This window comes from Lysinibacillus sp. A4 (assembly GCF_024919535.1).
Classification (GTDB): domain Bacteria; phylum Bacillota; class Bacilli; order Bacillales_A; family Planococcaceae; genus Lysinibacillus; species Lysinibacillus capsici.
This window is the reverse complement of sequence record NZ_JANWTB010000005.1, coordinates 373,643-400,070: the sequence shown is the minus strand read 5'-3', so window position 1 is coordinate 400,070 and position 26,428 is coordinate 373,643. Positions and strand designations below refer to the sequence as shown.

Annotated in this window: 15 protein-coding genes and 1 pseudogene; 7 read left to right on the top strand and 9 right to left on the bottom strand. The window is 36.5% G+C overall.

Annotated elements, in window-relative coordinates; all coding sequences use genetic code 11:
- Positions 1 to 251: 251 nt before the first annotated feature.
- The 6 genes from NY607_RS13055 to NY607_RS13030 all read right to left on the bottom strand — a co-directional run bounded on the left by NY607_RS13055 (position 252) and on the right by NY607_RS13030 (position 10,975).
- Positions 252 to 2,021 (bottom strand): transglutaminase domain-containing protein, encoded by a 1,770-nt coding sequence (locus NY607_RS13055; protein ID WP_259419837.1) that lies wholly within the window; start codon positions 2,019 to 2,021, stop codon positions 252 to 254.
- A gap of 282 nt (positions 2,022 to 2,303) precedes the next feature.
- Entirely contained in the window at positions 2,304 to 3,305 is a 1,002-nt protein-coding gene (locus tag NY607_RS13050) for an Ig-like domain-containing domain (RefSeq protein ID WP_259419836.1), read from the bottom strand.
- A 268-nt stretch (positions 3,306 to 3,573) separates the two neighbouring features.
- A complete protein-coding gene (locus NY607_RS13045) occupies positions 3,574 to 3,948 on the bottom strand; it encodes a hypothetical protein (protein WP_259419835.1) in 375 nt (124 codons plus the stop codon).
- A 255-nt stretch (positions 3,949 to 4,203) separates the two neighbouring features.
- On the bottom strand, positions 4,204 to 5,067 hold the full coding sequence (locus tag NY607_RS13040) for a hypothetical protein (protein WP_259419834.1): 864 nt from the start codon (positions 5,065 to 5,067) through the stop codon (positions 4,204 to 4,206).
- Positions 5,068 to 5,369: 302 nt separating this feature from the next.
- Positions 5,370 to 7,622, bottom strand: coding sequence for a hypothetical protein (locus NY607_RS13035; RefSeq protein ID WP_259419833.1), 2,253 nt, complete (start codon positions 7,620 to 7,622; stop codon positions 5,370 to 5,372).
- An 80-nt stretch (positions 7,623 to 7,702) separates the two neighbouring features.
- A complete protein-coding gene (locus NY607_RS13030; protein ID WP_259419832.1) occupies positions 7,703 to 10,975 on the bottom strand; it encodes an S-layer homology domain-containing protein in 3,273 nt (1,090 codons plus the stop codon).
- A 625-nt stretch (positions 10,976 to 11,600) separates the two neighbouring features.
- Between NY607_RS13030 and NY607_RS13025 the strand changes: the two genes are divergently transcribed.
- The 5 genes from NY607_RS13025 (at position 11,601) to csaB (ending at position 19,089) form a co-directional block, all read left to right on the top strand.
- Positions 11,601 to 13,451, top strand: coding sequence for an S-layer homology domain-containing protein (locus tag NY607_RS13025; RefSeq protein WP_259419831.1), 1,851 nt, complete (start codon positions 11,601 to 11,603; stop codon positions 13,449 to 13,451).
- Positions 13,452 to 13,782: 331 nt separating this feature from the next.
- Positions 13,783 to 14,523 carry a WecB/TagA/CpsF family glycosyltransferase gene (locus tag NY607_RS13020; RefSeq protein WP_259419830.1) on the top strand — a complete coding sequence of 247 codons (741 nt, stop codon included), beginning with the start codon at positions 13,783 to 13,785 and terminating at the stop codon, positions 14,521 to 14,523.
- Entirely contained in the window at positions 14,520 to 16,076 is a 1,557-nt protein-coding gene (locus NY607_RS13015; protein ID WP_131520809.1) for a putative polysaccharide biosynthesis protein, read from the top strand. Before NY607_RS13020 ends, NY607_RS13015 begins: the two co-directional genes overlap by 4 nt.
- 20 nt (positions 16,077 to 16,096) lie before the next feature.
- Positions 16,097 to 18,010, top strand: coding sequence for a DUF5693 family protein (locus NY607_RS13010; RefSeq protein ID WP_237899279.1), 1,914 nt, complete (start codon positions 16,097 to 16,099; stop codon positions 18,008 to 18,010).
- The gene (csaB, locus tag NY607_RS13005; protein ID WP_259419829.1) at positions 18,010 to 19,089 is read left to right on the top strand and encodes a polysaccharide pyruvyl transferase CsaB; all 1,080 of its coding nucleotides are present in this window, start codon (positions 18,010 to 18,012) and stop codon (positions 19,087 to 19,089) included. The genes NY607_RS13010 and csaB overlap by 1 nt, the downstream gene beginning before the upstream one ends.
- Positions 19,090 to 19,129: 40 nt before the next feature.
- Here csaB and NY607_RS13000 read toward each other — a convergent pair.
- The 3 genes and pseudogenes from NY607_RS13000 to NY607_RS12990 all read right to left on the bottom strand — a co-directional run bounded on the left by NY607_RS13000 (position 19,130) and on the right by NY607_RS12990 (position 21,857).
- A pseudogene (locus NY607_RS13000) lies at positions 19,130 to 19,961 on the bottom strand (flagellin N-terminal helical domain-containing protein).
- A gap of 256 nt (positions 19,962 to 20,217) precedes the next feature.
- Positions 20,218 to 20,877 (bottom strand): ribbon-helix-helix domain-containing protein, encoded by a 660-nt coding sequence (locus tag NY607_RS12995; RefSeq protein WP_131520806.1) that lies wholly within the window; start codon positions 20,875 to 20,877, stop codon positions 20,218 to 20,220.
- Positions 20,878 to 21,380: 503 nt separating this feature from the next.
- A complete protein-coding gene (locus tag NY607_RS12990; protein WP_004269498.1) occupies positions 21,381 to 21,857 on the bottom strand; it encodes an IDEAL domain-containing protein in 477 nt (158 codons plus the stop codon).
- Positions 21,858 to 22,061: 204 nt separating this feature from the next.
- Here NY607_RS12990 and NY607_RS12985 point away from each other — a divergent pair, with 204 nt between their 5' ends.
- Together NY607_RS12985 and NY607_RS12980 are read left to right on the top strand one after the other, a co-directional pair.
- On the top strand, positions 22,062 to 23,636 hold the full coding sequence (locus NY607_RS12985) for a hypothetical protein (RefSeq protein ID WP_259419828.1): 1,575 nt from the start codon (positions 22,062 to 22,064) through the stop codon (positions 23,634 to 23,636).
- Positions 23,633 to 26,395 (top strand): DEAD/DEAH box helicase, encoded by a 2,763-nt coding sequence (locus tag NY607_RS12980; protein WP_259419827.1) that lies wholly within the window; start codon positions 23,633 to 23,635, stop codon positions 26,393 to 26,395. The genes NY607_RS12985 and NY607_RS12980 overlap by 4 nt, the downstream gene beginning before the upstream one ends.
- The last annotated feature ends 33 nt before the right edge of the window (positions 26,396 to 26,428 follow it).

Sequence of the window (26,428 nt, the reverse complement as noted above, 5' to 3'; positions counted from 1 at the left end):
ACAACTGAGCCTCTAAATTAGGGATGCACTTTTTAGCACAAAGAACAAACGGTACAAAATATTAAAAGGTTAATAATTATAAAAATATTAAATTTTACTTCGCTTCATCCACTTATCTAATATTAGTCAAAGATATTGGACTAATTTCCTTTGAAACAGAATTGAGTAACTTTACAATAGTTTCATTAAAAATAAGAGCTTCGTGACTTATTGGTCTACGGAGCTCTTATTTTTGTTCTCTCTTAATTCAATCATTTTTGATAGTTAAATTGTAAATGGATGCCTTTATCTAACGTTTGATTATTTGCGTTTTTTAATTTGGAATTGATGACAAGCGTGTAGGGGATACCTTCTATATAATTGTTTGTTGGCGTCACCGTAATTTTTTTGCCATCTATTCGAACAGAAATATCTATTGGGTCGCCAAACATATCAAGTAATACAATGTGCTTTAAGTTTTCAGGTGTGTTTAACACTTCTTGGCTTAACTGAATTGTCCAAGGCTTCTTTACATCATTCACCTTCGGCACAGATATCCAAGCTGTTGTATCATTAAAGGTAAGTGACTCCATTTTTTGATACTTCTCTTGTATGAGCTTAATGCGCTGCTGTACTCCATCTGAAAGTCGGGATTGCTCAGATTGCGAGAGATCACCAAATAATGAAAATAATTGCTCTGCCTTCATTTTAAAATCTTTGCTGAGAAATACGATTTGATTCGTCAATTCTGTAACTTGGTTGATTTTCGTATCATCAATAGGATTCTCTTGTAGTCTTTCACGATAGATTTCAACATTGTTATTATAAGCTACTAAATCGCTATCCTCACGTGTTATCTTTGTCACTCGTTTGTTTGCAAGCATCGTACTATTTAAGCCATTAGCCTTCATTTTATAGAGATATCCACCATTTGAATAGTTACTAAAATATAACCAATCATTTGCATAAAACAAATGTTGTACACGGGTATCAGATACCTTCTCTTCTTGTAAATTCATATTCCCTAAATCGATCTTATATAATTTTTGGTTGTCAGCGCCATTTGGATAATATAAAACTTTATTAATTTGTATTGGGCTTTCTACATTTCTCATTGCCACAAAACGCTCACTTGTTGCACTTGGATAGCCTAAATCATCAATTTGATGGTCTTGGAAAATAGCATTATCTGAGATTAAAAAGTATTTATAGCTAACATAATCAGACATATCTCCCGCACTTGTGGAGAATACTGGATCATTCCAAGTTGTATCTAGATGATACCATTGACCATCTACCTTTACGATATTCCATGCATGTGCCTCACCAGCCCAGCCCGTAACATAGCGTACTTCCATTCCAGCCTCTTGCAATAAACGATAGGCTAGTAGTGCGTATGCCTGACATACCCCTTTCCCTTCATTAAGAATGGCATAGGCTGCATGGGGTGTTGTCGATGAATTATAGGAGTATGTTGAATTTAATACAATATAATCATTGATAGCCTTTACTTTTTCAAAATCAGACATTGATGGATTAATTTCTTTTTGTACAATCCGTCTCACCTCTGACTGAATAAAGGCCTCCTGCTCTGCTGTCGTATGATAGTTGAAATTTATACTAATGACAACATTATTAGCAGTACCCTTATAGCCATATTTCCAACTTGCAACTGTTCCATTTAAATAATCATTGTTATGTAAGTTGTTTTTTATGATGCTATTGATTTGTTCCATAATCATTGAGCTATCGCCCGTGTATTGGATAGACACATTTGTCTGAAATTGATTCATTTCACTCTCAATAAGCGCAGCAAGCTCTTGCACAGTCGTTGCTGTTAAAGTTGGTACACTTTCAGCTAATACTTGTACATCGCTATAAACATTAACGTTAACACCATTCATGTCAGGATTCGCGATTAATCCACTTTCTTCACTAACCCAATCCTGATTTTCGGCAAGACTCTCTATAGGATGAACTACTGATACTGCTACAATTGGTACAGCCATAAAGACAGATAGTGCTAATTTTCGTTTATTCAATGGAAGTATCCTCCTTTAAGTTATAAAACAAATGCCTTAATTTTCTGATTTTATCTATTGAAAATGAATATACTAATCCCAGTTATATATTTTTATCGGTAAAATAATATAGTTCATAAAGCTAAAAAGTAAGATTAAATCGAATATAATTACCACTCATGTATGTATATAATAAGTAAGATTTTAAATCTAGAGATTCCTTAAAATCATATAAAACAATAACTGTCCAAAAATAGACAGTTATTGTAAAGTTAAACCTCGTTTTATTATTGGAGTTCTTCCCTAGTCCCTAAGACTTTCAAGAGAGCGGATTCGTAATTGTGCACTTCTCTTAGTTCTAATCTCCTCCAAATCTAACTCAAGTTCTGCTAATTGAGCTTGTAGTTCTTTTCTTTTCTTATCTGCTTTTGCAGATGTATCAAGAGCCAAGATAGAAATATTATAATTTGTTGTCGAAATTTCAGCTGACTTTTCTTTTATAAGTTTTTCATATTCATAATCTGAATAATCACCTACTGGAAATTGTCTATGTATCTCTGTTATTTTTTTATCAATAATGGAATGATTATTATCATTATCATATTTTGCAGTGTATTCGATTAGAATATTTTCCAATGATCTTAGTTGTAACTGCGCTCTTCTCGCTATAAGAAAATCATCTAACTCACTCTTCACTTTTCCAAGCTGTTCTTTAGCATTTTTTAAATTCAACTTACCTTCATATGAATTATCCAATTCATATAAAGCGATATTTTCTTTTAATAGTTTAATTTCTTTCAATAGCTTGTTATAAGAACGTTTGAATTCATAATCACTTAATCTTCCAATAGGATAATAAATTTTTATTTTATCAATTTTTAATTGAACTTCTTTTGCAAGAAGAAGATACTCTGAACTGGATAATTCATTTGTAAAAAATGATTCCGTTGTAAAGTTCATCTTAACTTTACCTTCTAATGATTTACCTTTAAAATTTTTAACATTATTAACAATTAGTGAATATGTAGTATTAGGATTATAGCCTTGATTAATTGGTGTGACTAATACACGGTATTCATCTAAAGATACTACTAAGCTTTCATAACGATTACCATTCGTATCAACAATATAGAAAGTGTCATTACTTACAGTAGAAACATCAATTGGCTCATTAAAAGTAATGGTCCATTCTTTTTCGACATTTATATTTGTTTTAGCTATCCATTCTGTATCGCTAGCATAAACGGTTTTAGTAAAACATAATAAAAATAGTAGGCATCCCATTAATTGAATAGTTTTTTTCACTCAAACATCTCCATTCATTGATATTATTCAGTCTATATTCATTTAAAGTAGAAATAAAAGATTTACTATGAATAGTTTAGTAAATTCAGGAACTATTAATTATTTCAACTAAATTTTTGAAAATCTTGTCTTAAGACAGAAAAGACGAAAACACTTCAACCGTTCTGTTGCTCAAACAAAACATATGAGGAGTTTTCGCTTTTTACTACAGTGGTCTTCTCTATTAATTTTATTAGAGCTATAATGCACAATATAATTTAAGTATTAACTACTCAATAGAAAGGATTGTAAACGTTGTAGTAGTATTTGGTTGCTTTAATTCTCCATTTACTTTTTCATACTCACTAACAGAAACACCTTTAGGATTTTGGCCCGCTGGCAATTTAGCTGCTGCTTGAAAATCATATACTTGATTACCCATCACTAAATAGGTTTGATAGCCAAATACGTCTTTGATAATTTTCTTTTTATCCTTTTTAGAAGATGCTTGGAAATCTTTTAAATTATAGACCAACTCATTCTTAATATAGAAACCAGCCACGACATTTTTCTCACTTGCCAAGGCATTTTCTTTTACAGGTGCTGATAAAGAAATACTAAATAGTAGTACAGCAACCACTATAATTCTTAACATATTTTTCAATTTAAATTCCTCCTATACAGTATATATTTTCATTATAATCCAAATCATTGGCAATGAGCGTATAAATTTTTTATTTGGGATGATAATAATTAATCTAGCAAATTTATCAGAGAATACATTAGACTTACTCATTGCTTTATCTGTTTTTTAGAGAATTACTTTCTTGAAGGTTTAAAAATACAAAAAGCCCAAATGACCATCAGTTAGTCATTTGAGCTTATTCAAGGGTATAATAAATATTTGATTTTCCAACCATTACAGTTGTTGTACACCTAGTTGTTCCATCACCTTTTTATCTATCACAAGCGTTGTCATCGCACCTTCTTGTACTGGATTATGCTTACGATGTACTTGCGCGGCTGTATGTTTAATTTGAAGATCCAATTGGAATAGTCCATTCCAGTTGGCATTGTTGAGAAGCGTTTGAAGCACCTCTTCTTCATATTCCACAGGGATAGTTTTAAAGTTATGTAGAGGCAATGTTTGCAGAGCTTGGCGAAGTAACACTACAGAACCTGATTGCTTTGCAGCTTGTACAGATGCCTCTAATTCTTTTACTTTGGCAATCGCTGTTTCTACTTTGCCATCACCTTTTACTACTTCCTCTACAACATAGTTACGTCCAGCACTACCTAGGTTAATGAACGATTCATTTCCTGTCGCAAAAATAGCCTCTACTAGTGCTTCCTTCGATGAAAGCTGTTTTACAACCGGTGTTAATTGCGCTTCTAGTGCTTCTAGTTTCTGTTGCAATTCCTTTTTCAACGGACAAGTTTGTACACGTGATAGTTTTGCATGATTAGCCTTTATTACCTCTAGTGTAGTCAGCTGATCTAAACGTCCTTCGATGTCCTTCATTGTTATCAACCAATCACAACGCATTAATAATTCTTCTTTTTCATCTAAACTAATTATCATTTTTTCAACTTGTACTTTAATACTTTTCACTTGTAAAGTCTTATAATCAACCACTACTTCTAATTCACTTAATTGTTTAGATAATTGTTGGTATAGAGCCATTTCATTTACAGCTTCAATAAATTGTCCTGCGTTTAAAATCTCAGGTACAGCGAATTCTTCATTAGTTGCAACTGTTCCAGGTAGAGCATCAAATTTCATTTTCATAAACCTCCTCTTGCTCCTTTCTATTATAAAGGAATTTGTTCTAGATTAAATAAATATCTACATAGATCGAGCTATTTTTCAACATATTACCATTTTAAAAATTGCAGCAATAAACGAGCTAACATAAATAAACAAGGCTTTATTTATAATTCTTCAATAATATAAACTTTCTATTTAAATTAATTCTTCATATTTTTCTAATCTATTTTACTAAGCAAAAAAGAAAGAACCAACCCATAGGCTAGTCCTTTCTTCCTGATAATCTACTTCAGTAGATTAATACATTCTAAGCAGGATTATTGAGCAGTAATCTTTGCAATTGCAGCATCAATAATATCATTTGCAGCTTTCAATGTTTTAACTGCATCAGCTCCAGAGAAATCATATGAAGTTTCTTTACCATCTTTATCAACATGTACTAACTTGTTGATTTCCTCAGCTACAGCAATTTTTTGTGATGGAGTTAGAGCCATATATGCGTCATAAGCATATTTATCAAGTTCACCTTTAGTAGCTGAAGTTGTAGCAGATGCTAAATCTGCAATCGCATTAAATTTAGCAACTTGAGTTGCATGGTCAGAAATTGCAGTTTCAAGTGCACCTGTTCCATCAGCAGCTGTAAGTACTGCATCTAGGTCAGGATAGCCTGAAGCTGGTCTTGCTTCAATTACAAACTCTGCTACTTCTAGCTTAGCTTGCGGAGAAAGATTAATAAAGTCAGCATCTGTAGTACCAGTTGTAAGAGTAGTTCCAACCGCAATATCAGTCAAAGCAGAAACAACTTGTACCGCTGTAGATTTTGTATCGTTAATTGTATCAAGTGCTGCATCTAGACCTTGTGCTGAGTTAACTGGTGTAATTTTAGCAACTAGATCAGCAACTGTACTCGCTGCAGTAATCTTTGCCGCAGTATCGAATGCTGTAGCATATTTCACAAGGTTTGCTTCTTTAACAATGCTAACATCAAATTTAGAAGTACCAGTTTTATGGCTAGTGTAATCAGCAACTTTTTGTAATGCTGCTTTCAATTCTGCAAGGTTTGCTGCAGTATCGCTACCAACTACTTTACCTGTTGCAGTTACAACATCACCCATAGCAGCTGAAAGAGCTGCCGTGTCAGCTGCAACCACTACATGTGTCTTAACATTCGCAGTAGTTTTGTCTAAAGAAGCATTATTTGTGTCTTGTTTGTCATAATAGAATGAAGTTAATTTAGAGTTTAACTCAGAAATTTTTAAGTTATCAGAGTCAACATTTGCTAGGTTAACTAACGCTGTATATACAGCGTTTTGTGTTCCAGCTTCTTTAACTTTTAATGCTGCTTCTTTAACTTGAGAAGCTTTAATTGCGATAGCCTTAGTTTTTGCTGGAGCTACATCATCTTTTTGGTATGCTTGAATTAAATCAGTAACTTTTGCTTGCTCAGAAGCTTTTAGGTTAGCGCCAGTAACAGCTAAATCAGCAGTTCCGATATTAACTAAGTTTACAGCATCAATTGCTGCTTGAATAGCCTCAGCAGTAACTGGAGTTACAGCCGCTGCTGCTGTAGGATGAACAGTATTCGGTGTGTTAGCTACTGTAATTTCAATACCTGGATTTACTGTACCGTCCGCAGTAATATAAGATTCAATCCAGTCTCTATTGACACGGTCAAAGTTTGCTTCTAAAGCTTTTAGAAGGTCGATTTGGTTTTTAGCATCTAGAACAGGTTTAACCACTGCATCTGAATCTGCTTTTTTAGCATTAACATCGTCAACGATTTTTTGAACGTCAACTAGTGTTTTTGGAGCAGTTGCTGGAGTAGTGATTACCGTTTTATAATCTGCTAAAAATGCATTATCAACATTTTTAATAGCAGCTGCATCTAGAGCATCTCGGAATGCAACATTATTTGTTCCACCAGCTGTAGTAATAATTTTATCTAGTTGCTCTTTAGCAACAAAACTATATTCAACACCGTTTACAGTCCAAACACCTTTTTGGTCATCTGCTGTAATTGATTTAACGAAATCAAATTGAGCAAATGTTGCTCCTTTAGCGATATCTGTAGCTTTTGTTTCAATTACATTACCCTTGCTATCTTTAACTTCAACAGTAGCACCCTTAACTTCATCAGTTGTTGCTGGGAATGTAACTTCAACATATGTTGTTTCAATAGCACTAACAGAAGAAACTGTTAATCCTGCTTCATTGTCAACGATTCCGTTAGGAGTAAGTTTTTTACCAGTTTCTGCAGTGTATTCTTCTACAGTTTTACCCAAGCCTTCAACTTCGCTAGCTGGTGCATTTTGAATTTCTTCTTTAGTCATGTCATAAACTTTACCGTTTTGAACAAGTACTAATGCATTATCTTTAATATTTTCTGCTAAAAATGCTTTCTTAGCTGTTTTTGAAAGTTTTGCAAAGTCAGCTACTGGAACAAAAGTGCTTCCTGTGTAAAAACCTGGAGCCGTAGTTTCAGTTTCGTTTGCAAATGCTGCTACTGGAGTGATTGCTGATAGTGCAACCATTGTTGCTGCAGAGAATTTCACAATTTTACCCTTTTTCATCTATAATTTCCTCCCAAACTTATAGTATAGACCTAGATTTTCTAATCTAGGTCTATACAGATATTAATAGTTTCTATGAACTATTTAAATTCTACGTTAGTTGCTGCGCCTTCAGTGCCTTTTGCTTTAATAGCTTTTACTTTGTGGTCATAATCATTGTCACTGAATGTAACAGTGAATTTACCACTTGCATCTGGAGTAATAGTTACTGTGCGAGCAACTACAGAATCGTCTGCTAAAGTAAGTTCTAATTCAATAGAAGTAGCTTTTACGTCAGCAACTGTACCAGCTACTGTGTAGTCAAAGTTTCCTAATAATTGACCTAAGAAAGTTTCGTCAGCTACAGCAGTTGCAGAAGTAATAGCTGTTACGCCAACTGGTACAACTGATTTAAGTGCTGTACGAGCATCATTTAAAGCTTTTGCTGCTGCTGCTTTTACAGAGTCAGCTGCTGTAGGAGCTACAGCTTTTGCTGCTACTAATGCATCGTTATATACTTTCCAAGATTCTGCAGTGTAATCAGCTTCTTTAAGGTTAGCATTTTCTGCATTTTTAATAGCTGTTGCTAAAGCTTCTGCACCTGGTTGTGCTGCAGCTGTATCAACTGGTTTGTTACCAGTAGTAGCCACGCTGTAGATGTAGAATGTTGTTACGCCATCTTTTACTTCATAAGTTACTTGAACAGTACCAGTTGCATTTGCTAAAGCTTTTTCGAAGTCTTCAGCAGTTGCGATTGGAGTGTTGTTTAGGTTACGGTAGTAAACTTTCTCACCAGCGTATGATACTGCATCTTTTCCTGCAAATTTAAGAGTACGTTTAATAGAATCATAAGAATCTACTACACCAGTGTAAAGTGAAGGTACAACTGATGAATTTGTAAATGTTACAGAAGCAGTTTGAGTTGGAAGAATATTGCTTGCACCTGTTACGTTAACACTTACTGTATCAGCAGTGTCAGTTGTAACGCGAACAATTGCTTGACCATATGCATCTGATTTTACTTGGTAAGTTTTTGTATTACCTAAGTTTTGAGAAGCAGCTAATACTTTACCAGAAGCATCTTTTACAGTTGCATTACCAAATGTAGAAGTTACATCAAACGCTAAGTTGTATTCGTAAACTGTTTCTCCTGTAACTGTTACGTATTTAGGAATGTAAGCAATTGTACCATCTGGAGCTACTACTTTTTCCCAAATTAATTGAGTTGTGTCGCCTGTAATTTTATAACCTGTTGGACGGTAGTCAAATCCATTTTGGTCTACAGATTGGTAAGTGAAGAACGCATCTTTACCAGCAGTTGTAGATGAAATTGTACGACCATACTCATCAGTTACTTTTAATTTTGCATTATTCACAACTGGTGCTTTGAAGTAAGTTACTTCAGCTACAGCTTGCACATCGTTTTTGTCAAGTGCTAGTTTGTCACCAGATGTATTTAGGAATACAGTTGGTTTTGCGAAAGTAGTTGCACCTTTACCAGCTACGTGGAATTGTGCTTTACCTTCTTTACCTACAGTTACTTTGTATGGAGTATCTGCTGTTACTTTTACAAAGTTTTCTTTTGCAGTTGAGAAGTAAACATCACCTTTGAAGTTACCATCTTCAAATGTTACATATGCAACTGTACCTTCAGGTGCTAATTTACCATCTTTGTCTGTTACAGTAACAGTGTAGTTACGGCCACCTACAGAGTTTTGATCGTAAGTTTTTGGTTCTGCTAGGAACTCTGCAGATTCTGCAGTACCTTCAGCAGCAACAGTAATCGCTAATTTATCGATTTTTGAGAATTTCACTGTTGGAGCTTCTGATTGTAATGCAAGTTTAGAGTAAGATAAATCAGTTACAGTTTTGTTAACTGATGATGGTAAGTAAACGATAGGTGTTGCAGATAAGTTAGAACCCCAAAGAGTAAATGTTGCTTCACCGTTAGCGTTTGTTTGTACTTTAGCATATTCATCTTTACCAGTAGTTAACTCATAAGGAGTTACAAAGTTACTGTTGTTATGATCTTGTACTTTAACGTCAACAATTTTATCTGGATTTACTTCTAAGTTTTCTTTAATTGCTACATAGTAAGTTGTGTTTTTAGCGCCAACTACTTTGTATGATTTTTTAGTATTGTTAGCTAATTCATTACCAGTTGTGATTTCAGAAACTGCTAATTGAATTTTGTTAGCCCAGTATACTTTACCAGTAGAAGAAACTGAAGATTTGCTAGTAGCGTAAGCTGCTACGTTATCGTTGTGCTCGTAGTAACGAGTGTAAGAGTAAGAAGCAACACCGTTTTCATCAGTTAAAGCTTCAACTTCGATTTTAGCATTCACGTTAGCGTTATCGCTTACGATGTTGAATGTTACTGGGATACCAGCTTTAGATTGACCTTCAGCTACAGTAACTTGAGCTTTAAGAGTTACTTCTTTACCAATAACTCCTTGTACTGATGTAGTTGTTACATCGATTTTCGTAGGGATTACAGCTGCAATACCTTTGAATTTACCGATTTCTTCTTCTTTATAAGATAAAACGTATTCTTTGTCAGCAGTTTGAGCTTCAGTAGTTAAAACAACAACTTTTTTGTTTGTTTGTTTAACAGAAGCGTTTTTAACTTCTAAACCATCGATTTTGAAGTTTGAAGCTTTTACGTCATCAACATTCACTTCTTCGTCGAATGTTACTTCAACAGTTGTGTTGTTGATAGCTTTGATTGAAGCGTCAACTGTTTCAACAGCTAGATCAAGCGTACGAGCGAATACTACTGCGAAGTCTTGACGAGTGATTGATGCGTTAGGGTTAAGGTTTAATTTACCGTTTGTTTCAGAACCAGTGAAGATTCCGTTAGCTACAGCTGTTTCTAGGTAAGATTTAGCCCATGGTTTTACTGAAGAAGCATCAGCGAATTGGCTTAGGCTTTCGCTACCTTCTAAACCGAAAGCGTCAACTAGGATTTTAGCTGCTTCTGAACGAGTTAATGATTTGTTAGGTGCGAATTCAGTTGCACTAACACCTTCAAAAATTCCGTTTGATACAGCTGCTGCGATTGCATCGTAGTACCAAGCGCCAGTTTTAACGTCTTTGAAATCTACAGATCCATCAGCTTCTAATTCTAATGCTTTTGTGAAGATTGTTGCAGCTTCTGCACGAGAAATAGTTTTTAGTGGGTTGAAGTTTCCGTTAGCATCACCTTCGATTACGCCGTTGTCAACTAGTGATTGAACCGCTTCTTTCGCGTAACCTGAGATTTTGTTGTAGTCATTTAATTGAGCAGCAGATGCTACAGGAACGATTGCTGATGCAACTAATGCAGCTGTTGCTGATGCCGCGAAAAACTTACGGCCTTTGTTTTGCTTTGCCATTAATGTATTCCTCCCTAAAATTCCTTAAATTGATATTAATCCAACGAAAACTATAGTACCGCCTTATTAGTTACCTAAATGTATGTATTATAGCTTTCTTGAATAATACAAAACTAAAGCAAATTTGTTAGTAAATTTACTAGAAAAAGAGTAGTAGAATACCATTCTAGTAAGTTTATTCACTTTCTACAATAATATAACACTAACTTTTCCTAAATTCAAGCACTGGGACATAAATTTAGTTATGAAAGCTTATTTTACCATACCTATTATGGTATATAATAGATACCAATAAGCTACCATCTATTTATTGTCTAAAATGTATTGGTAACATATAGTTCCGTTACCTATTATACCTTACTCTCAATAATAACCAAGCATTTTCTGGAATGGTTACTAAATTGTCAAAAATTAAAGACTCCCGTAATATTTTAGTTATAATTGTAAAGAAACAGAAATATAGAAGGCGTTTCTTAGCGAATTCTGTCTCTTCCTCACCAACTTTATGAGTTTCTTCTTTATTAAGTAAATAATGTCCCCATGTTGTAATAATAGATTGCCACTTTTTATGCTACACTTTTGATAGTTTGATAGAACATATCAGCTATGGAAGGGAGCTTAAAAAATGAAACGTAAATTTCCTCTTTACGGGGCCGTGCTAGCAGGCATGTTATATCTTGCGCCAACTTCTGCTTCAGCAGAAGATATTTCGAAGCACTGGGCCTACCATGAAATGAACTATCTTATTACCAACGATTTAATGAAGGGTGACGAATTCGGCCATTATCGTCCGAATGATGCTGTCACTCGTGCTGAATTTGCAGCCTTTCTTGTTAGAACACTGAACTTGCCAGTAGCTTCTAGTCAGGCAACCTTTACAGATGTTAAAAAAGGTGACTGGTATTATGGGGTAGTTGAACAAGCAAGCTATCACGGGCTAATTAAAGGTGACGAGCAAGGCAAGTTCCATCCGAATAACCACATTAATCGTCAGGAAATGGCGGCTATGTTAAAAAGAGCTCTTACTTATCAAAACATCAATACATCTTCCTCCCCTATTGCTTTTAGTGATAGTGCGCGTATTGCCAAATGGGCCTATGCAGATGTACAAGCTGTCGTCACAACAGGACTACTTGTTGGGAAGCCAAATAATCAATTTGCACCTCTTGCTCAAACAACTCGCGCTGAGGCAGCTACCGTGCTCTATCGTTTAATCCATTTAGAGGCGCCTGGGACAGGTGGTAAGCAATATATGACGACGAATTACTCACATGATTACTCCTCTGTAGTGAGTAAACAAACCATGAATAATCCAAAGGTCGATGGTGCGGGCAATTTCACGGCTAGCGAGGCACTAGTGTCATACTATGTACACCCAAAAAGCTTTATGCAGGATAGCCCATCTTATTATCAATTCCTAAAATTATCTACTGTCGTCAATAATCTGAGTGCAAAAGAGCTAAATGATAAAGTACTTGCCAATAAAGGAAGCTTAGCAGGTACAGCGGATGCCTTCATTCAAGCTGGTGTAGACAATAAGATCAATGCTATTTATTTAGTCTCCCATGCCTTACATGAAACAGCGAATGGTGGTTCTGCACTAATTAAAGGGATCGAGGTTGGCTTAGATACAAATGGCAAGCCGATGGTAGCAACACCAGAAAATCGTGATAAATTAACTGCTATTAAGACAACCTACAATGCTTACGGTATTGGCGCTATTGATGCAGATGCTAATAAGTATGGTGCGGAGCGCGCTTATACAAATGGCTGGTTTACTATTCAGGATGCCATTATCGGAGGTGCCCAATTTGTCAAGGATCAGTATATTAGCAGGGGTCAGGATACGCTCTATAAAATGCGTTGGAATCCTGATAATCCGACAGTTCACCAGTATGCAACACATGTGATGTGGGCTGTCATTCAAGCGAAAAAGATCTATGATATTTATGAATTAATTGGTGCTCATACGACAACAAATCTAGTGTTTGATGTGCCTGCCTATCAAAGCCAATCTTCCGCTCCTTCATTACCGAGTCCATCGAAGCAATACGCATTGGATTTAGGGTTAGCTGGAGCAACTGGGAAGACGACGATTAATCTCAATATGAGAACGTATCCGAATACAGCAGATAATGCTTCGATTATGACGAATTTGCCAAAGGATACCTCCTTTAAAGTTCTTGGTGAAAATGGTGGTTGGTTGAAAGTAAATGTCAATGGACAAGAGGGCTGGGTGATTGATGATTATGTAAGTCTTGAAAATGGCTTACAAATTGTTAATATGAATATTACACTTAATGTTCGAAGCGAACCATCTACGACAAGTGCTATTTTAGGTACTGTTAAACCAAATGGCTTTATTATCGGGGCTGTAGACGATAAAGGTGAATTCATAAAAAATGGTGCCTGGTATCAGGTGCTTTACAATGGAAAAACAGGCTGGGTACATGGTGATTATATTGTAAAAAAATGATTTTAATAGGATGCGCAAAAAAAGAGTGCGATGATGATTCGCACTCTTTTTGTTCATCTCTTTTTATCACCGAGATGAAAGCGCTATATAATAGAAGAAACTCGAAATTTTAGGATATAATTTTCAAACTATCCCCCTAAAATTTAGTAAATTCTGCGTCGAAATAGTGTCCTAAAAAAGCTTAATAGGACAATGTAAAAATCGTTACTGAACAGAGCTATACTTTAGGTAATCATCGTTAAACCCATTATCGAAAATTTCCTGTCAATATTGCTTTTGTGGTATGATAGATTGCAGTGAAAATGGAATTACAGAAAGGTTTGAACACTATATGAGGCATGTAACGATTATGGGCGTACCCTTTTTACATATTGGTCAGCAAGGGTTTGTTGATTTACTCGTTAATCGTATTGAACAGCAAGAAAAAACTTTCGTTGTGACAGCCAATCCTGAAGTTGTCATGCAGGCAAATGAAAATCCAACTGTCATGAATTACTTAAAGCAGGCAACTTACATTTGTGCAGATGGCATTGGTGTCGTTAAGGCTGCACAAATCCTTGGTGATTCACTTCCTGAGCGTGTAACTGGCTATGATACGATGGTACGTCTGTTGGAAGTTGGTCAGCAAAAGCACTTTAAAATCTATTTATTAGGTGCGCAAAAGGAAACTATCGAAAAGACGGTTGCCAATATTCATAAGAACTATCCAAACGTTGATGTTGTTGGCTATCATGATGGCTACTTCGACTGGCATAATAATGATTTTGCAAATGAAATTGCAACTTTACAGCCTGATCTTGTATTTGTGGCATTAGGTGTACCAAGACAGGAAAAATGGATAACCGAAAACCTTGAAAAATTTTCAAAGGGTGTATTTATCGGCGTAGGCGGCTCCTTCGATGTCATCGCTGGTACTGTAAAACGTGCACCAGTACTTTGGCAAAAGTTAAATCTTGAATGGCTCTATCGACTGTTACGCCAGCCAAGTCGATTTGGCAGAATGCTTGTACTCCCTCGCTTTGCTTTAAAAGTATTTGCATTAAAGCTTAAAGGTCAGGGCAAAACAAAATGAGTCAGTCAACATTTGTTAAAAGCACACTCATCCTAACGATTGCCACTTTACTTTCAAAAGTAATCGGTAGTATCTTCCGTATACCACTTCAAAATATTGCTGGTGATGAAGTACTTGGTATTTTTAGTCTTGTCTATCCTGTTTATATGGTAGCACTATATTTATCCGTTGCGGGTATCCCTATCGCTATTTCTAAGCTGATTGCGGAAGCTAGGACGAGTCATGATACTGCCAAAATTAAGAAAATTTATGTGACTGCAAGAATCCTTGCATTATCCTTTGGCGTCATTAGTTTTACAATCATTTACGGCTTTTCAGAGCAGATAGCGAATGCACTTGGTGGGCCCTCCACAGAGATTGCCTTAATTATTGTTGCCCTTACATTACTGGTAGCTCCTTATATGGCTGTCTATCGTGGATTTTTCCAAGGTTTTGGGGATATGCGCCCTACTGCCATCTCTCAAGTGATTGAGCAGTTAGTACGTGTTGCGTTAATTTTAATTGTAGCGTATTTCCTCGTAGCAATGGATTATTCAAATGATATCGTAGCTGGTGGAATTATGGCAGGCTCTGTATTAGGAGCCCTCGGATCACTTTTCTATTTACTCTTTAAATATTTCCGTTCTTCTGTAAAAGTGACGAGTAAGGAGAAATATTCTGGTAAGGATTTCTCTCAATACAGTAAAACCATTTTAAAAATTTCGATTCCCATTGCGATCGGTTCTGTGACAATGGCACTCTTTAACTTTGTTGATTCCTTTACGGTTACATATGGCTTAAGAAGTGCTGGTGCAGATGCGAGTGAAATTAGCTACCTTTATGGTATTTATGGTCGAGGACTAACATTAGTTCAAATTACGACTGTTTTTGCTTCTTCAATTATCTTGCCGCTTGTGCCGTTGATTACAACGAAGCTAGCTGAGCGTAAATTGGATGAAACACGCACTATTATTGAGCAAACTCATCGTATGACACACCTTATTTCATGGCCAGCTGCGATTGGGCTACTAGCCTTAACCTTGCCTTTAAATCTAGCTCTTTTTAAAGACTTAGAGGGAAGCTTAATGTTAGCCATCATCAATCTAAGCTCTGTCTTTACATCACTGACCTTGCTTGGAACAGGTATTCTACAGGGTATGAATGCTGCCAAAACAGGAGCTCTCATTATTTTGAGCGGTGTTGTCCTTAAGGTGTTTTCTAACATCTTCCTCATTCAGGCATTTGGTTTAGATGGTGCTGCCTATGCAACCTTACTAGTGTATTTTGTGTTATTTATTGTGAATTCTGTCTTCATTTATCGTATGATTCGCTTTACTGTCCTTGGAAAAGATACGGTGAAAATGATTGTGTCTTCCATTGTAATGGGAGCAGCAGTTGGATTACCAACACTTTGGCTTGACTTTACACATTGGTCAAGAATGTCGGCAATGGGCTATCTTACTGTCGCAATCGTAGTTGGTGGAGCTCTTTACTTCCTTCTACTATGGCTGATGAAAGCTATTCATAAACAAGATTTAAAGAAAATCCCTGTTATCGGAAAAAGATTTTCATAAATAAGAGAGGTAGGACACTTATGTCAAAACAGAAATGGCTTTGGGGAATCATTGTTCTTTTACTCGTCGTTTCCTCTACAGGTATCATGAAGAGGTGGAATGCGGAGCAATCGAATGATGCTTATGAGATTGTTATTCCCTATGATGAAATACAAACCGCAGAAAAAAATAGCGACCTAACAATGGATGAAATTCTTTCCTCCTTAAAGGATGCTGGGCTGAATACTGTGAGTCTAGAGCCCTTAACATTAAAGGAAATGGAAAAGCAAAACTTAATTACTGTTTATAAAGAAAGTGAGTTAGCAGCCCAATTATTGTTTACACCCTATAAAGATGCTGTTGATATCTCTAATAGCGGCTATTATATTCGAGTGCCTGAAAATGAAAGCTACCAAAAGCTGATCATGGAGAGCGTTGAACCAGAGGAAGTACAAATAGGAGAAGAGCCTTTTTATTTCCTCCCTACTTCTAACCACAATTTTGATTTAAAAACACCAATTGGCTATGATCAGCCTGCTATTGACATGATTAGTAAGCATGGACTAGCCCACATCTTTAAGGTGGAAAATGCAGATAATGAAGTAGCTAATGAAAAGTTAGTTAATCAATTAGTCGCTTTAAAAGAGGCTTCGGCAGGCCGCTTACTTGGTCAAGGTGATGAAGCTATTGGTTTTGGACAAGAAGACGGCCATCAATTAGTTGAAAAATTAAATGAGGCTGGCTATTACTTCTACACAATTGAAAGTAACCCACTTAAGGGCGAAAGTAAAATCGCTCAAATGACGGATTACAATATGATTCGTTTGCATAGTATCAATGTCAACAGAGAGACTAAATTAAAGCTAAATGCAAGTATTGATCGTACTACACGAGCTGTCAAAGAGCGTAATATTCGCTCCATCTTCTATCATATTAAAACAACAGGTAATGCCAAAGAAAATGTAGAAGAGACGATTGATTATTTAAATGGTGTGCATGACACAATGCCAGATCATTTCAAAGCAGGTGAACCAAAGCTATTTGATAAAGTAGTAGTGCCAGCTTGGGTCACAGCAGCCGTATTAGTAGCAGGTATTTTATTTACCTTTATCATTTCAGAATTAGTAAAATGGATGCCTCTTCGTATCGCGGCAGCTGGCTTTATGGCTGTACTAGCAATTGCGTACTTTATTCTGAAAAGTACTCTATTCTTACAAGCATTTGCACTCATTATTGCAGTCCTTGCACCAACCTATGCAGTCATCAAATCAGCGCAAGGTTCTACGAAGGTGTCTAACATATTGGTCCAATACTTAAAGGCAGTAGCAATTAGTGTAATTGGCATTGTTATTGTCATTGGCTTATTGAATGGTAATGCCTTTATGACAGGCTTTGCTGTATTTAAAGGGGTTAAGCTTGTTTATCTTATTCCAATTATGGGTGTTTTACTATTTACAGTGATTGAGGTAAACCGACTAGCTGAACAAAACATTAAGAACTCTTTATCGAATACGGTAACATTGTTAAATAAAGAGTTAAAATATTGGCATGTGCTACTACTCGTTGTGTTGGCAGGTGTCGGATTATTTTACATTAGCCGAACAGGGAACTCTGGCTCTGTAAGTGATATGGAATTAGCCTTTAGACAATGGCTAGAAAATACATTGTATGTTCGACCAAGAACAAAGGAATTTTTAATTGGTTTCCCATTCTTCATTTTAGCGTTGTATGTAATGGGTATTAATCGCAAATGGGGAAGTATTCTCCTAGTACCAGGTGTTATCGGTTTCTTATCCATCATGAATACATTTACTCACCTACACATCCCAGTAGCTGTTTCTGTATTACGTACACTATACAGTGTATCTCTAGGTCTTGTAGTAGGACTTGTGTTTATCCTAATCTTCAAAATCGGTTATCGTTGGGTTTCTAAGGCAATCGCGAGGTGGTCATAATGCACGTTGTTTTATCTGGCTATTATGGATTTGATAATGTCGGAGATGATGCCATTCTACTGTCCATTATCCAATCTTTAAAAAAGTGGCAAAGTGATATAGAAATCACGGTACTATCTAATAACCCAGCAGCTACTGAGCAAACATATGGTGTCAAAGCCATCAACCGATGGAAAATGAAAGAAATTCGTCAATTACTTAAAACAGCGGATGGACTGATTAGTGGTGGCGGTAGTCTCATGCAGGATCAAACAGGCATGAAAACGATTCCTTACTATGCGGGCGTTATTCAAATCGCAAAATGGTTGAAGAAGCCAGTATTTGTTTACGCCCAAGGCATGGGTCCAATCAATCACCCGCTTAGTAAATTCATTGTTCGTACAGTCTTTAATAAGGTCGAGCAAATTACAGTTAGAGATAGAGCCTCTCTAGCTCTTTTAACAGAGATCGGTGTACGAAAAGAAACCAAGATCGTACCAGATCCTGTTATGGGACTTAACGGTAATGACTTTCATTGTGATTGGCTAGAAAATGTATCTTTGTCAGCCGATAGCTATATCTCTGTAAGCGTTCGAGATTGGCCTTCCGCGGTTGCCTATAAGGAAAAAATTGCACACAGCCTAGATGAATTAGTACGTCAGGGTGAGCAAATCGTTTTCCTGCCTATGCATGGTGAGCATGATTTTATGACTTCACAGGAAGTAGCAGCACTTATGAAGGAAAAGAGCTTGATTGCTCCTGCTGATTTATCTATTGAGGAAAAAATCGCAGTGATTGGTCAATCTCAACTATTAATAGGTATGCGACTACATTCCTTAATTTTCTCGGCAATCTATGCAACACCGTTTATTGCCATTTCGTATGATCCGAAAATTGATGCTTTTGCTGATATCGTTGATCAGCCTGTCATCGGTCATGTCGAGGTTGATGATTGGAATGGTGTAACATTGTTTGAACAAGCTGTAGCAATTCTTGAATCCTATACAGCAGTTCAAGAAAAAATGCGCCAGGCCGTCATCCCATTGCAAGATGAAGCAACTGCAACTGCTAAATTAGCAATTGATGCTTTGTCAAAATAAATATTAAAAAATGATGAATTTCAATGTTAATTGAAATTCATCATTTTTTTCCTACTTCTAATAATTTTAAAATGGACTGGGCCTGTTGCATATGCATGGCTAAAACATATTGACCTGCTTGCATTAAAATTTGCGCCTTCACCATATTCATCATCTCTTTTGCGATATCTGCATCTCGAATACGAGACTCTGCTGCTTGTAAATTCTCAGCCGTGTTCACATTGGCATTATAGGCATAGTTCCAAGCGGTTCTGATAGGCCCCAAGACGTGAGCGCTCATTAGAAACACGTTTTAAGGCTTCATCCATCGAAGACATGGCTTTTTCCGCTTCCTCACGAGTAGTAATGGAAGCATCCTTCAACCCAAGTGCCTCGGACCCCATCCCGTTGATAAATAATTCGATACTCTGCCCTGCATTGGCGTCTGCTTGGATCTTGATGCCAGTTGTTTCATAATCCCCATCGAGTAATGTCTTCGTATTAAATTCGGTATCGGTCGATGTGCGCTGGATTTCCTTTTTTAATTCCTGAAATTCCAAATCTAATTTTTTACGATCATCATCGGTTAATGTATCCTTGGCTGCCTCCACTGCTAACTCACGCATTCGCTGAATCATGGCATGTGTCTCATTCAGTGCCCCCTCTGCCGTCTGCACAAGCGAAATACCATCCTGTATATTCTTAGCTGCCATATTCAAGCCACGAATTTGAGCACGCATTTTTTCAGAAATCGCCAGTCCAGCTGGATCGTCCGCGGCACTATTAATTCGATATCCAGAAGAAATTCGGAGCATAGCTTTACTCATCGCCCCATAATGACGATTCATATTATTCAGGATTGCCATCCCTGTTGCCGACCACTTACCAAGCATGATTTCACCACCTTCTTGACTTATATATCATTCTATTCTTTACTCTTCTAATCAATGGACTGTAATTTTTTTCTAAAAAAGAGTAATTGGTATAATCGAAAGTGAAAATATAACTAAATGAATTTTAATCTAAGGCAATTGGAAATTTGAAATGAATTATTTTATATAAATCCTTAAATATTTCTTAGAAGGCAAAAAAGACTATCACTTAATTTTTGATAGCCTTTTCGTCAATTGAATTATTAAACCGTTTTTATTAGTCTAACCAAAGTTCAGATACTTCTGTAGCACTTCTCAGTTTTTCCAAACTTGTATATCGTGTTTTTCTTACTGTCATAACATTACTATTCCCAAGAATAACATGGTTTTCCAAAGGGATTGCTTCTCCATCAAAATAAATAATATACTTTCCATCATCGTATAGTTTGATTTCTTTTACTTTCGCATAGTGGGTGATTGCACTATAAGGAGCCCCTCGATAACAAGCAATATATTTTATTTGAGGAATGCGCCAAGATGCAATTCGAACCGAATACCACTGATTTTTTCCTAAAAATACTTCTTCAAATCCCTCATTTCTTGCTGGGCAAAAGAATAAATCCCAATCTGTACTTACAGCTGAATCTTCATTATCATCGGCATCTTTATCCATAGTTTCCTCTATGTTGATCATATAATCTTTTAATAATACATCTGATGCAGCATTTACATATTCTTCAATAGCATCTTCAATTAGTTGATTACGAGAAGAAGGTAAATCTCCATTACCGTCTGTTAATATTTTAAATTGTTCCACAATAGCATCTGCCTTTTGCAGTGTGTGTTCATTAAGTGTAAGAGAAATTTGCTTATTAGCACCTTCTTCTTTTCCTGCACTCAATTTCCTTCTTATACTTTCTTGGAGTGAATTAACCATATTAAAGCCCCCTATATCATTTTATACTCTCATACTATCATATTTTAATACATATGTAAATTAATATTATAATACATATGTATTATAATATTAATTTACTATGCGCTATAAAATGGAACATCTTAGTCAATAAATGAGCGTATTAATATGTAAGACAACATAATAAGGGGAATTTAATTCGTTTCTTTTATTAAAGTTAAGACCTAATGGTTAACATGCTTTACAATATACTTCATCTTTTTTTGCGACTAACTTTTGTATTGTGACAATTGTATTTCCATAGTAAAAATTATTGAGTTTTAACAAGAACATTGATAATTACGTCATATATTGCTTCCATTTCGCTCAAGAAACATTCTGAAGTGGCGCATTCAACACTGTTAGCCAGTCCTGTTTGGCAATTCGCTATTAATAGCTATAGTAAGATTAATCACATCAGCGTATACAAAATAAAAGCACCTGCTTGTCATTTATGATAAGTAGGTGCTTACTGGACATTCCATCTATTCAATTTTGAAACCCCCAAGTTGATGGCTCTTTTGCTGTAGCAATTCGAAAAAGAGTTCTTTATCATTCTCTAGTAATGCCTGATCAATCAAATGATCCAAATTTTTCTCCTCTAGCTCTGCAATAAGCTGATCGATTTCACCGACTGTCACAGTAGAAACCATCGGAATTTGTTGCTTTGGTGTAGCGCTTTCAAGTATTGGTGCTAAATGCTCATGAACATTGGTAATAAGCAATAGTTGATAAAGTGGTAACCGAATAAAGCGATTTCCTTTTTGGAAAACAAAAACCTCAGATAAATTTTCAATCTGCTGTGTCTTCATGTTGATGATCATCTCTTTACCTTCTATGGGAATGAAATGGAAAATCTCATTCTCTTTTAAAATAGAGAAATATTGATAAGCAAATACGAGACGTAATTTATCTCCCGTAACTTTTGTGTAAAACGGCTTCATGTATTGAACTTGCATCATCCTTCATCCCTCCTTAGTTATCTGATTATTCAGATTTTAACACAAATTAAAAGTCTTGTTAACTATCTTTACCTCATTTTTTTCTTTCTGATCATTCAGCTTATCATTACTGCATTTTAATCGTATAATGGAAGGACAGTCTTTTTTTCCTTTTTACATTTAACAATGTTAACTATAGCCATACATGATGAAAGGAGTGAGGTTATGGCATTGTCTATATCGCAATTAGCTAAGGAGCATCAAGCATTTGTGCTGACAAAATTAAAAGAAGCTGAACAAGGGTTACATCCTTCCTCTACCGAAGATGAGGAACTAGTGCGCCGTGCTGTCTTTTCAGTAAGAAATAAATCCATTGTTTTTGAACGATTTAATGGAGCAAGTTCTATATTATATGCAAGTGTTCAAGATGTCAGACCCGCTTCTGTTGAAATTGATTTTTCAAAGGAAGAGCTACATTGTAGCTGTCCTCAAGCAAAATGGTGTCGACATCAAGTAGGTGCTTTACTCGCTCTCTACCAATATTTTGACTCGGTTCAAAATTGGTCGAGTGCTTGGCGTGCACAAAAATCAGTTCAATTAAAATCTTTAGCAGATGAACGCAGCCCGCAAAGCTGGTCAATGATGGTGGATGAGGTGATGAAACGATTATTACCACCTGGGCGCATACTAGAAGGCTATGGGCTTTCCGCTGTAAGAACCGATGCTTTGGATCGTCTTCGTCGACATATGCCCTTTGAGCGTGAATGGCAACCTCTTTATAAGCTCTATATGGAGCTAGCCATTTTTAATTCGATATGGCGGCATTTAAACGAAACACCTGGACATTCGTTAGATTCATCTTATATGAAATATTTTATCGAGCAAAGCACACAATCTTTTGAGAGCATTCTTACAGAGCTTTCTAATCGATCACGACTATTTGCGACAGATCCATTTTATGATGCCATCCAAGAGCTAGTAAGGGAATTTTTATTAGAAAGACAAGGGCTTTTCGCGAATCGCCTTCGTCTATACATGCTACTATGGGCAGTGCTTTTTTATGAGAAGCCTCGACGTGAACAGGAATTGGCATTTATAAATAATCTTGTTCACTCTTCAGCAGAAATTTCTCTACAATCACTAAAATTATTATTTTATGTGCTATTACAGAAAGAGGATTTATTGCTTGAAAGTTTGGCACAGATTGATTTACCACAAATGCAGGATTTGTTTGAACTAGCTACTTTTGCTCAGCGTGCCGGAGAGTTCTATTCATTAGCAGTCATTTTACGAGCAATCTTACCTTTGACTGAAGTATTTCTACAGGAGGTCGTTCCAGTCGTTCAGCGTGCCCAATACGTAAGGCAATTTCAACTTTTATTTGACGAGATTCAGCTTTCGGAGGAAGAGGAAGCAATGCTGTATAGTGCCTTTGGTGTGTATGGACTACAGCCGTTCTCAAGTTTTTTAATTAAAAAAGGTCGCTATCGGGAATGGGCAGCTCTACATCAACTAAACCCATCATCCCTCTCCTACTTAGAAATGTGTGGATTAAAGGATGTATTACAGGTTGAACCTGCAACTGTTTTACCTTTATATCATGTCTATGCAATGGCTGAAATTGCGCAAAAATCACGCTTAAATTATAAACAGGCTGTGCGTATTTGGAAAAGTATGCGTAGCGCTGCGAAGCGAGCTGGTAAAGCAGCTTATTTTGAAACATATATGCAAACCATTCGTGCAGAATATAAACGACTGCGTGCGTTACAAGAAGAAATTGAGAAAGGAAACTTAGTATGATGACAATAAATGCTCCTTCCCCTTTTTCCAAAACACAACAGCTCCGTATTGAAGTAGCTCGGGAAGGATATTTTACGTTGCAGGGTTTTACTGCAAATGGTACAACAATCGATGTTGATACATTAATTTCTTCGCTATTCTTTACTTATGAGGCAAATGTTTATGGATTATTAACAAATCGAGCTGATTTTACAATTGAAGTTTCTACAGCTGAGTTACTCGATATTTTTTCAACAAGCTTCCAGCACCCTTTCATCAATTGGAGTGGTGCAAATGAAGAAAGTATAGAATGGTTAAAAAAAGTTTACGCATTACAAGCATACTGGCAAGAGCCATCACTTTGGTCACATGCTGTGATTGCAGATGATTTTTCATCATTAACTTTCCCTATTGATCATGTAGATTCAGCATTATTGGAAACAGCTGTACAGCAGAAGCTTTCACAGGTTGGGCTAATACTAGCTGATTTACCAAAGTTACTTCCCTTTTTCCTACGTGGAGGCTGGCCATTGGATCAAGCTCGTCAAGCTGGAGCCGTTTCCGTTTCTTTACGGTTAAGTGAGCCAGAAGAAGATGCCGATGTATGGTTATTAGAAACAGTCCTAAGCACTGCTACAACAAAAAACTACTGGACACCTGCTATTCGTAAACAATCCTTACCTATAGAAGAAGCACTACCTACAAAGTGGCGAATGTTTGCGACTGAAATTACGCAGCAACAACAGCAAATTGTAGAACTTCTATCCACCGATACAATCAATAGTGATATCTTTATTCGTGCGACACTGGAAGATTTAGAAGTTCGCTCTTTTTTACGTGAGGATCTTGCTAGATTGCAGGCACTTGGTTTTGATGTTGTACTGCCAGCATGGCTAAAGGATTTAAAACAATCCAAAATTCGAGTACGCGTTACAACTAGCAATGTTTCTACAAGGAAGGTAGCAGGTTTAGATGATATTTTAACGTTTAAATGGCAGTTTTCTATGAACGGACAAACGATTTCAGCTGAGCAATTTAAAAAACTTGTGGATGAGAAACGTGAATTTATTCGTATTGGCACTGAATGGTTCCGAGTAGATGCTAATTGGATGCAAGAAATGCGTGAATTGATGCAACAGGCAGAAGATGAAAGTTGGACTGTTCGAGAATTATTATTTAGGGAGTTACCAGAAGACCTGTCTGCCCCTCTTGAGGAAGAAGATGCAGATGATGCACTGAGAGATGATCCAATCTTTGCATTGGAAATACAACAATCATTAAAATCATACATGGAGCAACTTTTGGAGAAGAAAGGCTTGCCTGCCGTCTCGATTCCATTGTCCCTACAAACCGAATTACGCCCTTATCAATTAGAGGGCTTTGAATGGTTAGTCTTTATGCGCCAACAAGGTTTCGGTGCATGTCTAGCTGATGATATGGGCCTTGGAAAAACGGTTCAATTGATTACCTATTTGCTTCATATTTATGAGTCATCAACTTACACAAAGCCATCCATCATTATTTGTCCCACTTCAGTACTTGGGAACTGGCAAAAAGAACTTGCTCGATTTGCCCCGTCCCTGATTGTGCATACACATTATCAAGCAAATCGAGCAAAGGATGAAGAGTTTAAAAAGCTAGTGACTGCAGAAAGGCCACATGTCATTTTATCAACCTATGGTACTGTGTCACAGGATACTGAATTTTTACAGGATATCGAATGGGCAACGGTAGTACTTGATGAAGCACAAAACATAAAAAATATGCAAACTTTACAATCGAAAGCCATTCGTAAATTGCTAGGTAACCATCACATTGCTCTTACTGGGACTCCTGTAGAAAATCGTTTATCTGAGTTATGGGCTATTTTTGATTTCATTCATAAGGGCTATCTAGGTAGCTTTGGTCGCTTTAATGAAGAATTTATTTTGCCTATTGAACGGGATGAATCAGAGTCGCATAAGCAGAAGCTTCGAGCTAAAATTCAGCCATTCTTATTGCGTCGTACAAAGCGAGATCCACATTTACAGCTGAACTTACCAGATAAGCTAGAATCAAATGAATATTGTCCATTAACAACAGAGCAAGCCTCACTCTATGAGGGCTATATTTTAGAGACGCTTGATCAGCTGGAGCAGTTAACAGGCTTTCAAAAAAAGGGTCGCGTCTTAAAGATGCTCAGTAAATTAAAGCAACTATGTAATCATCCTGCCTTATATTTAAAGGAACCTTTCGAGGATGCCGAAACAATGCTTGCGCGTTCGACTAAACTAGAGCGCATTGTACAAATGGCAGCTGAGATTGTGGACAATGGAGAGCAATGCCTCATCTTTACACAATATATTGGAATGGGACAATTGCTACAACATTGCTTTAGTGAAATATATAATGTAGATGCACCGTTTTTAACTGGTGCCATGCCTAAGCAGCAGCGAGACCGCTTAGTAGAGGCTTTCCAGGCAGGAGATTTTCCTATATTTATCCTTTCTTTGAAAGCTGGTGGAACAGGACTTAATTTAACAGCAGCTAATCATGTTTTACATGCAGATCGCTGGTGGAATCCTGCTGTTGAAAACCAAGCGACAGATCGAGCATATCGAATAGGACAGACACAATTTGTGCAGGTCCATAAGTTTGTGACAATTGGCACGATCGAGGAAAAAATTGATAAGATGCTGGTGCAGAAATCTGCATTATCTGAGGAGCTTATTCAATCAAGCCAATGGTTGACCGAGTTAGAAGATCAAGAACTCCGCGATTTAATAACATTAGATCTATAATAAATGAGATGCGCCAAGAGCAAATAGTTCTTG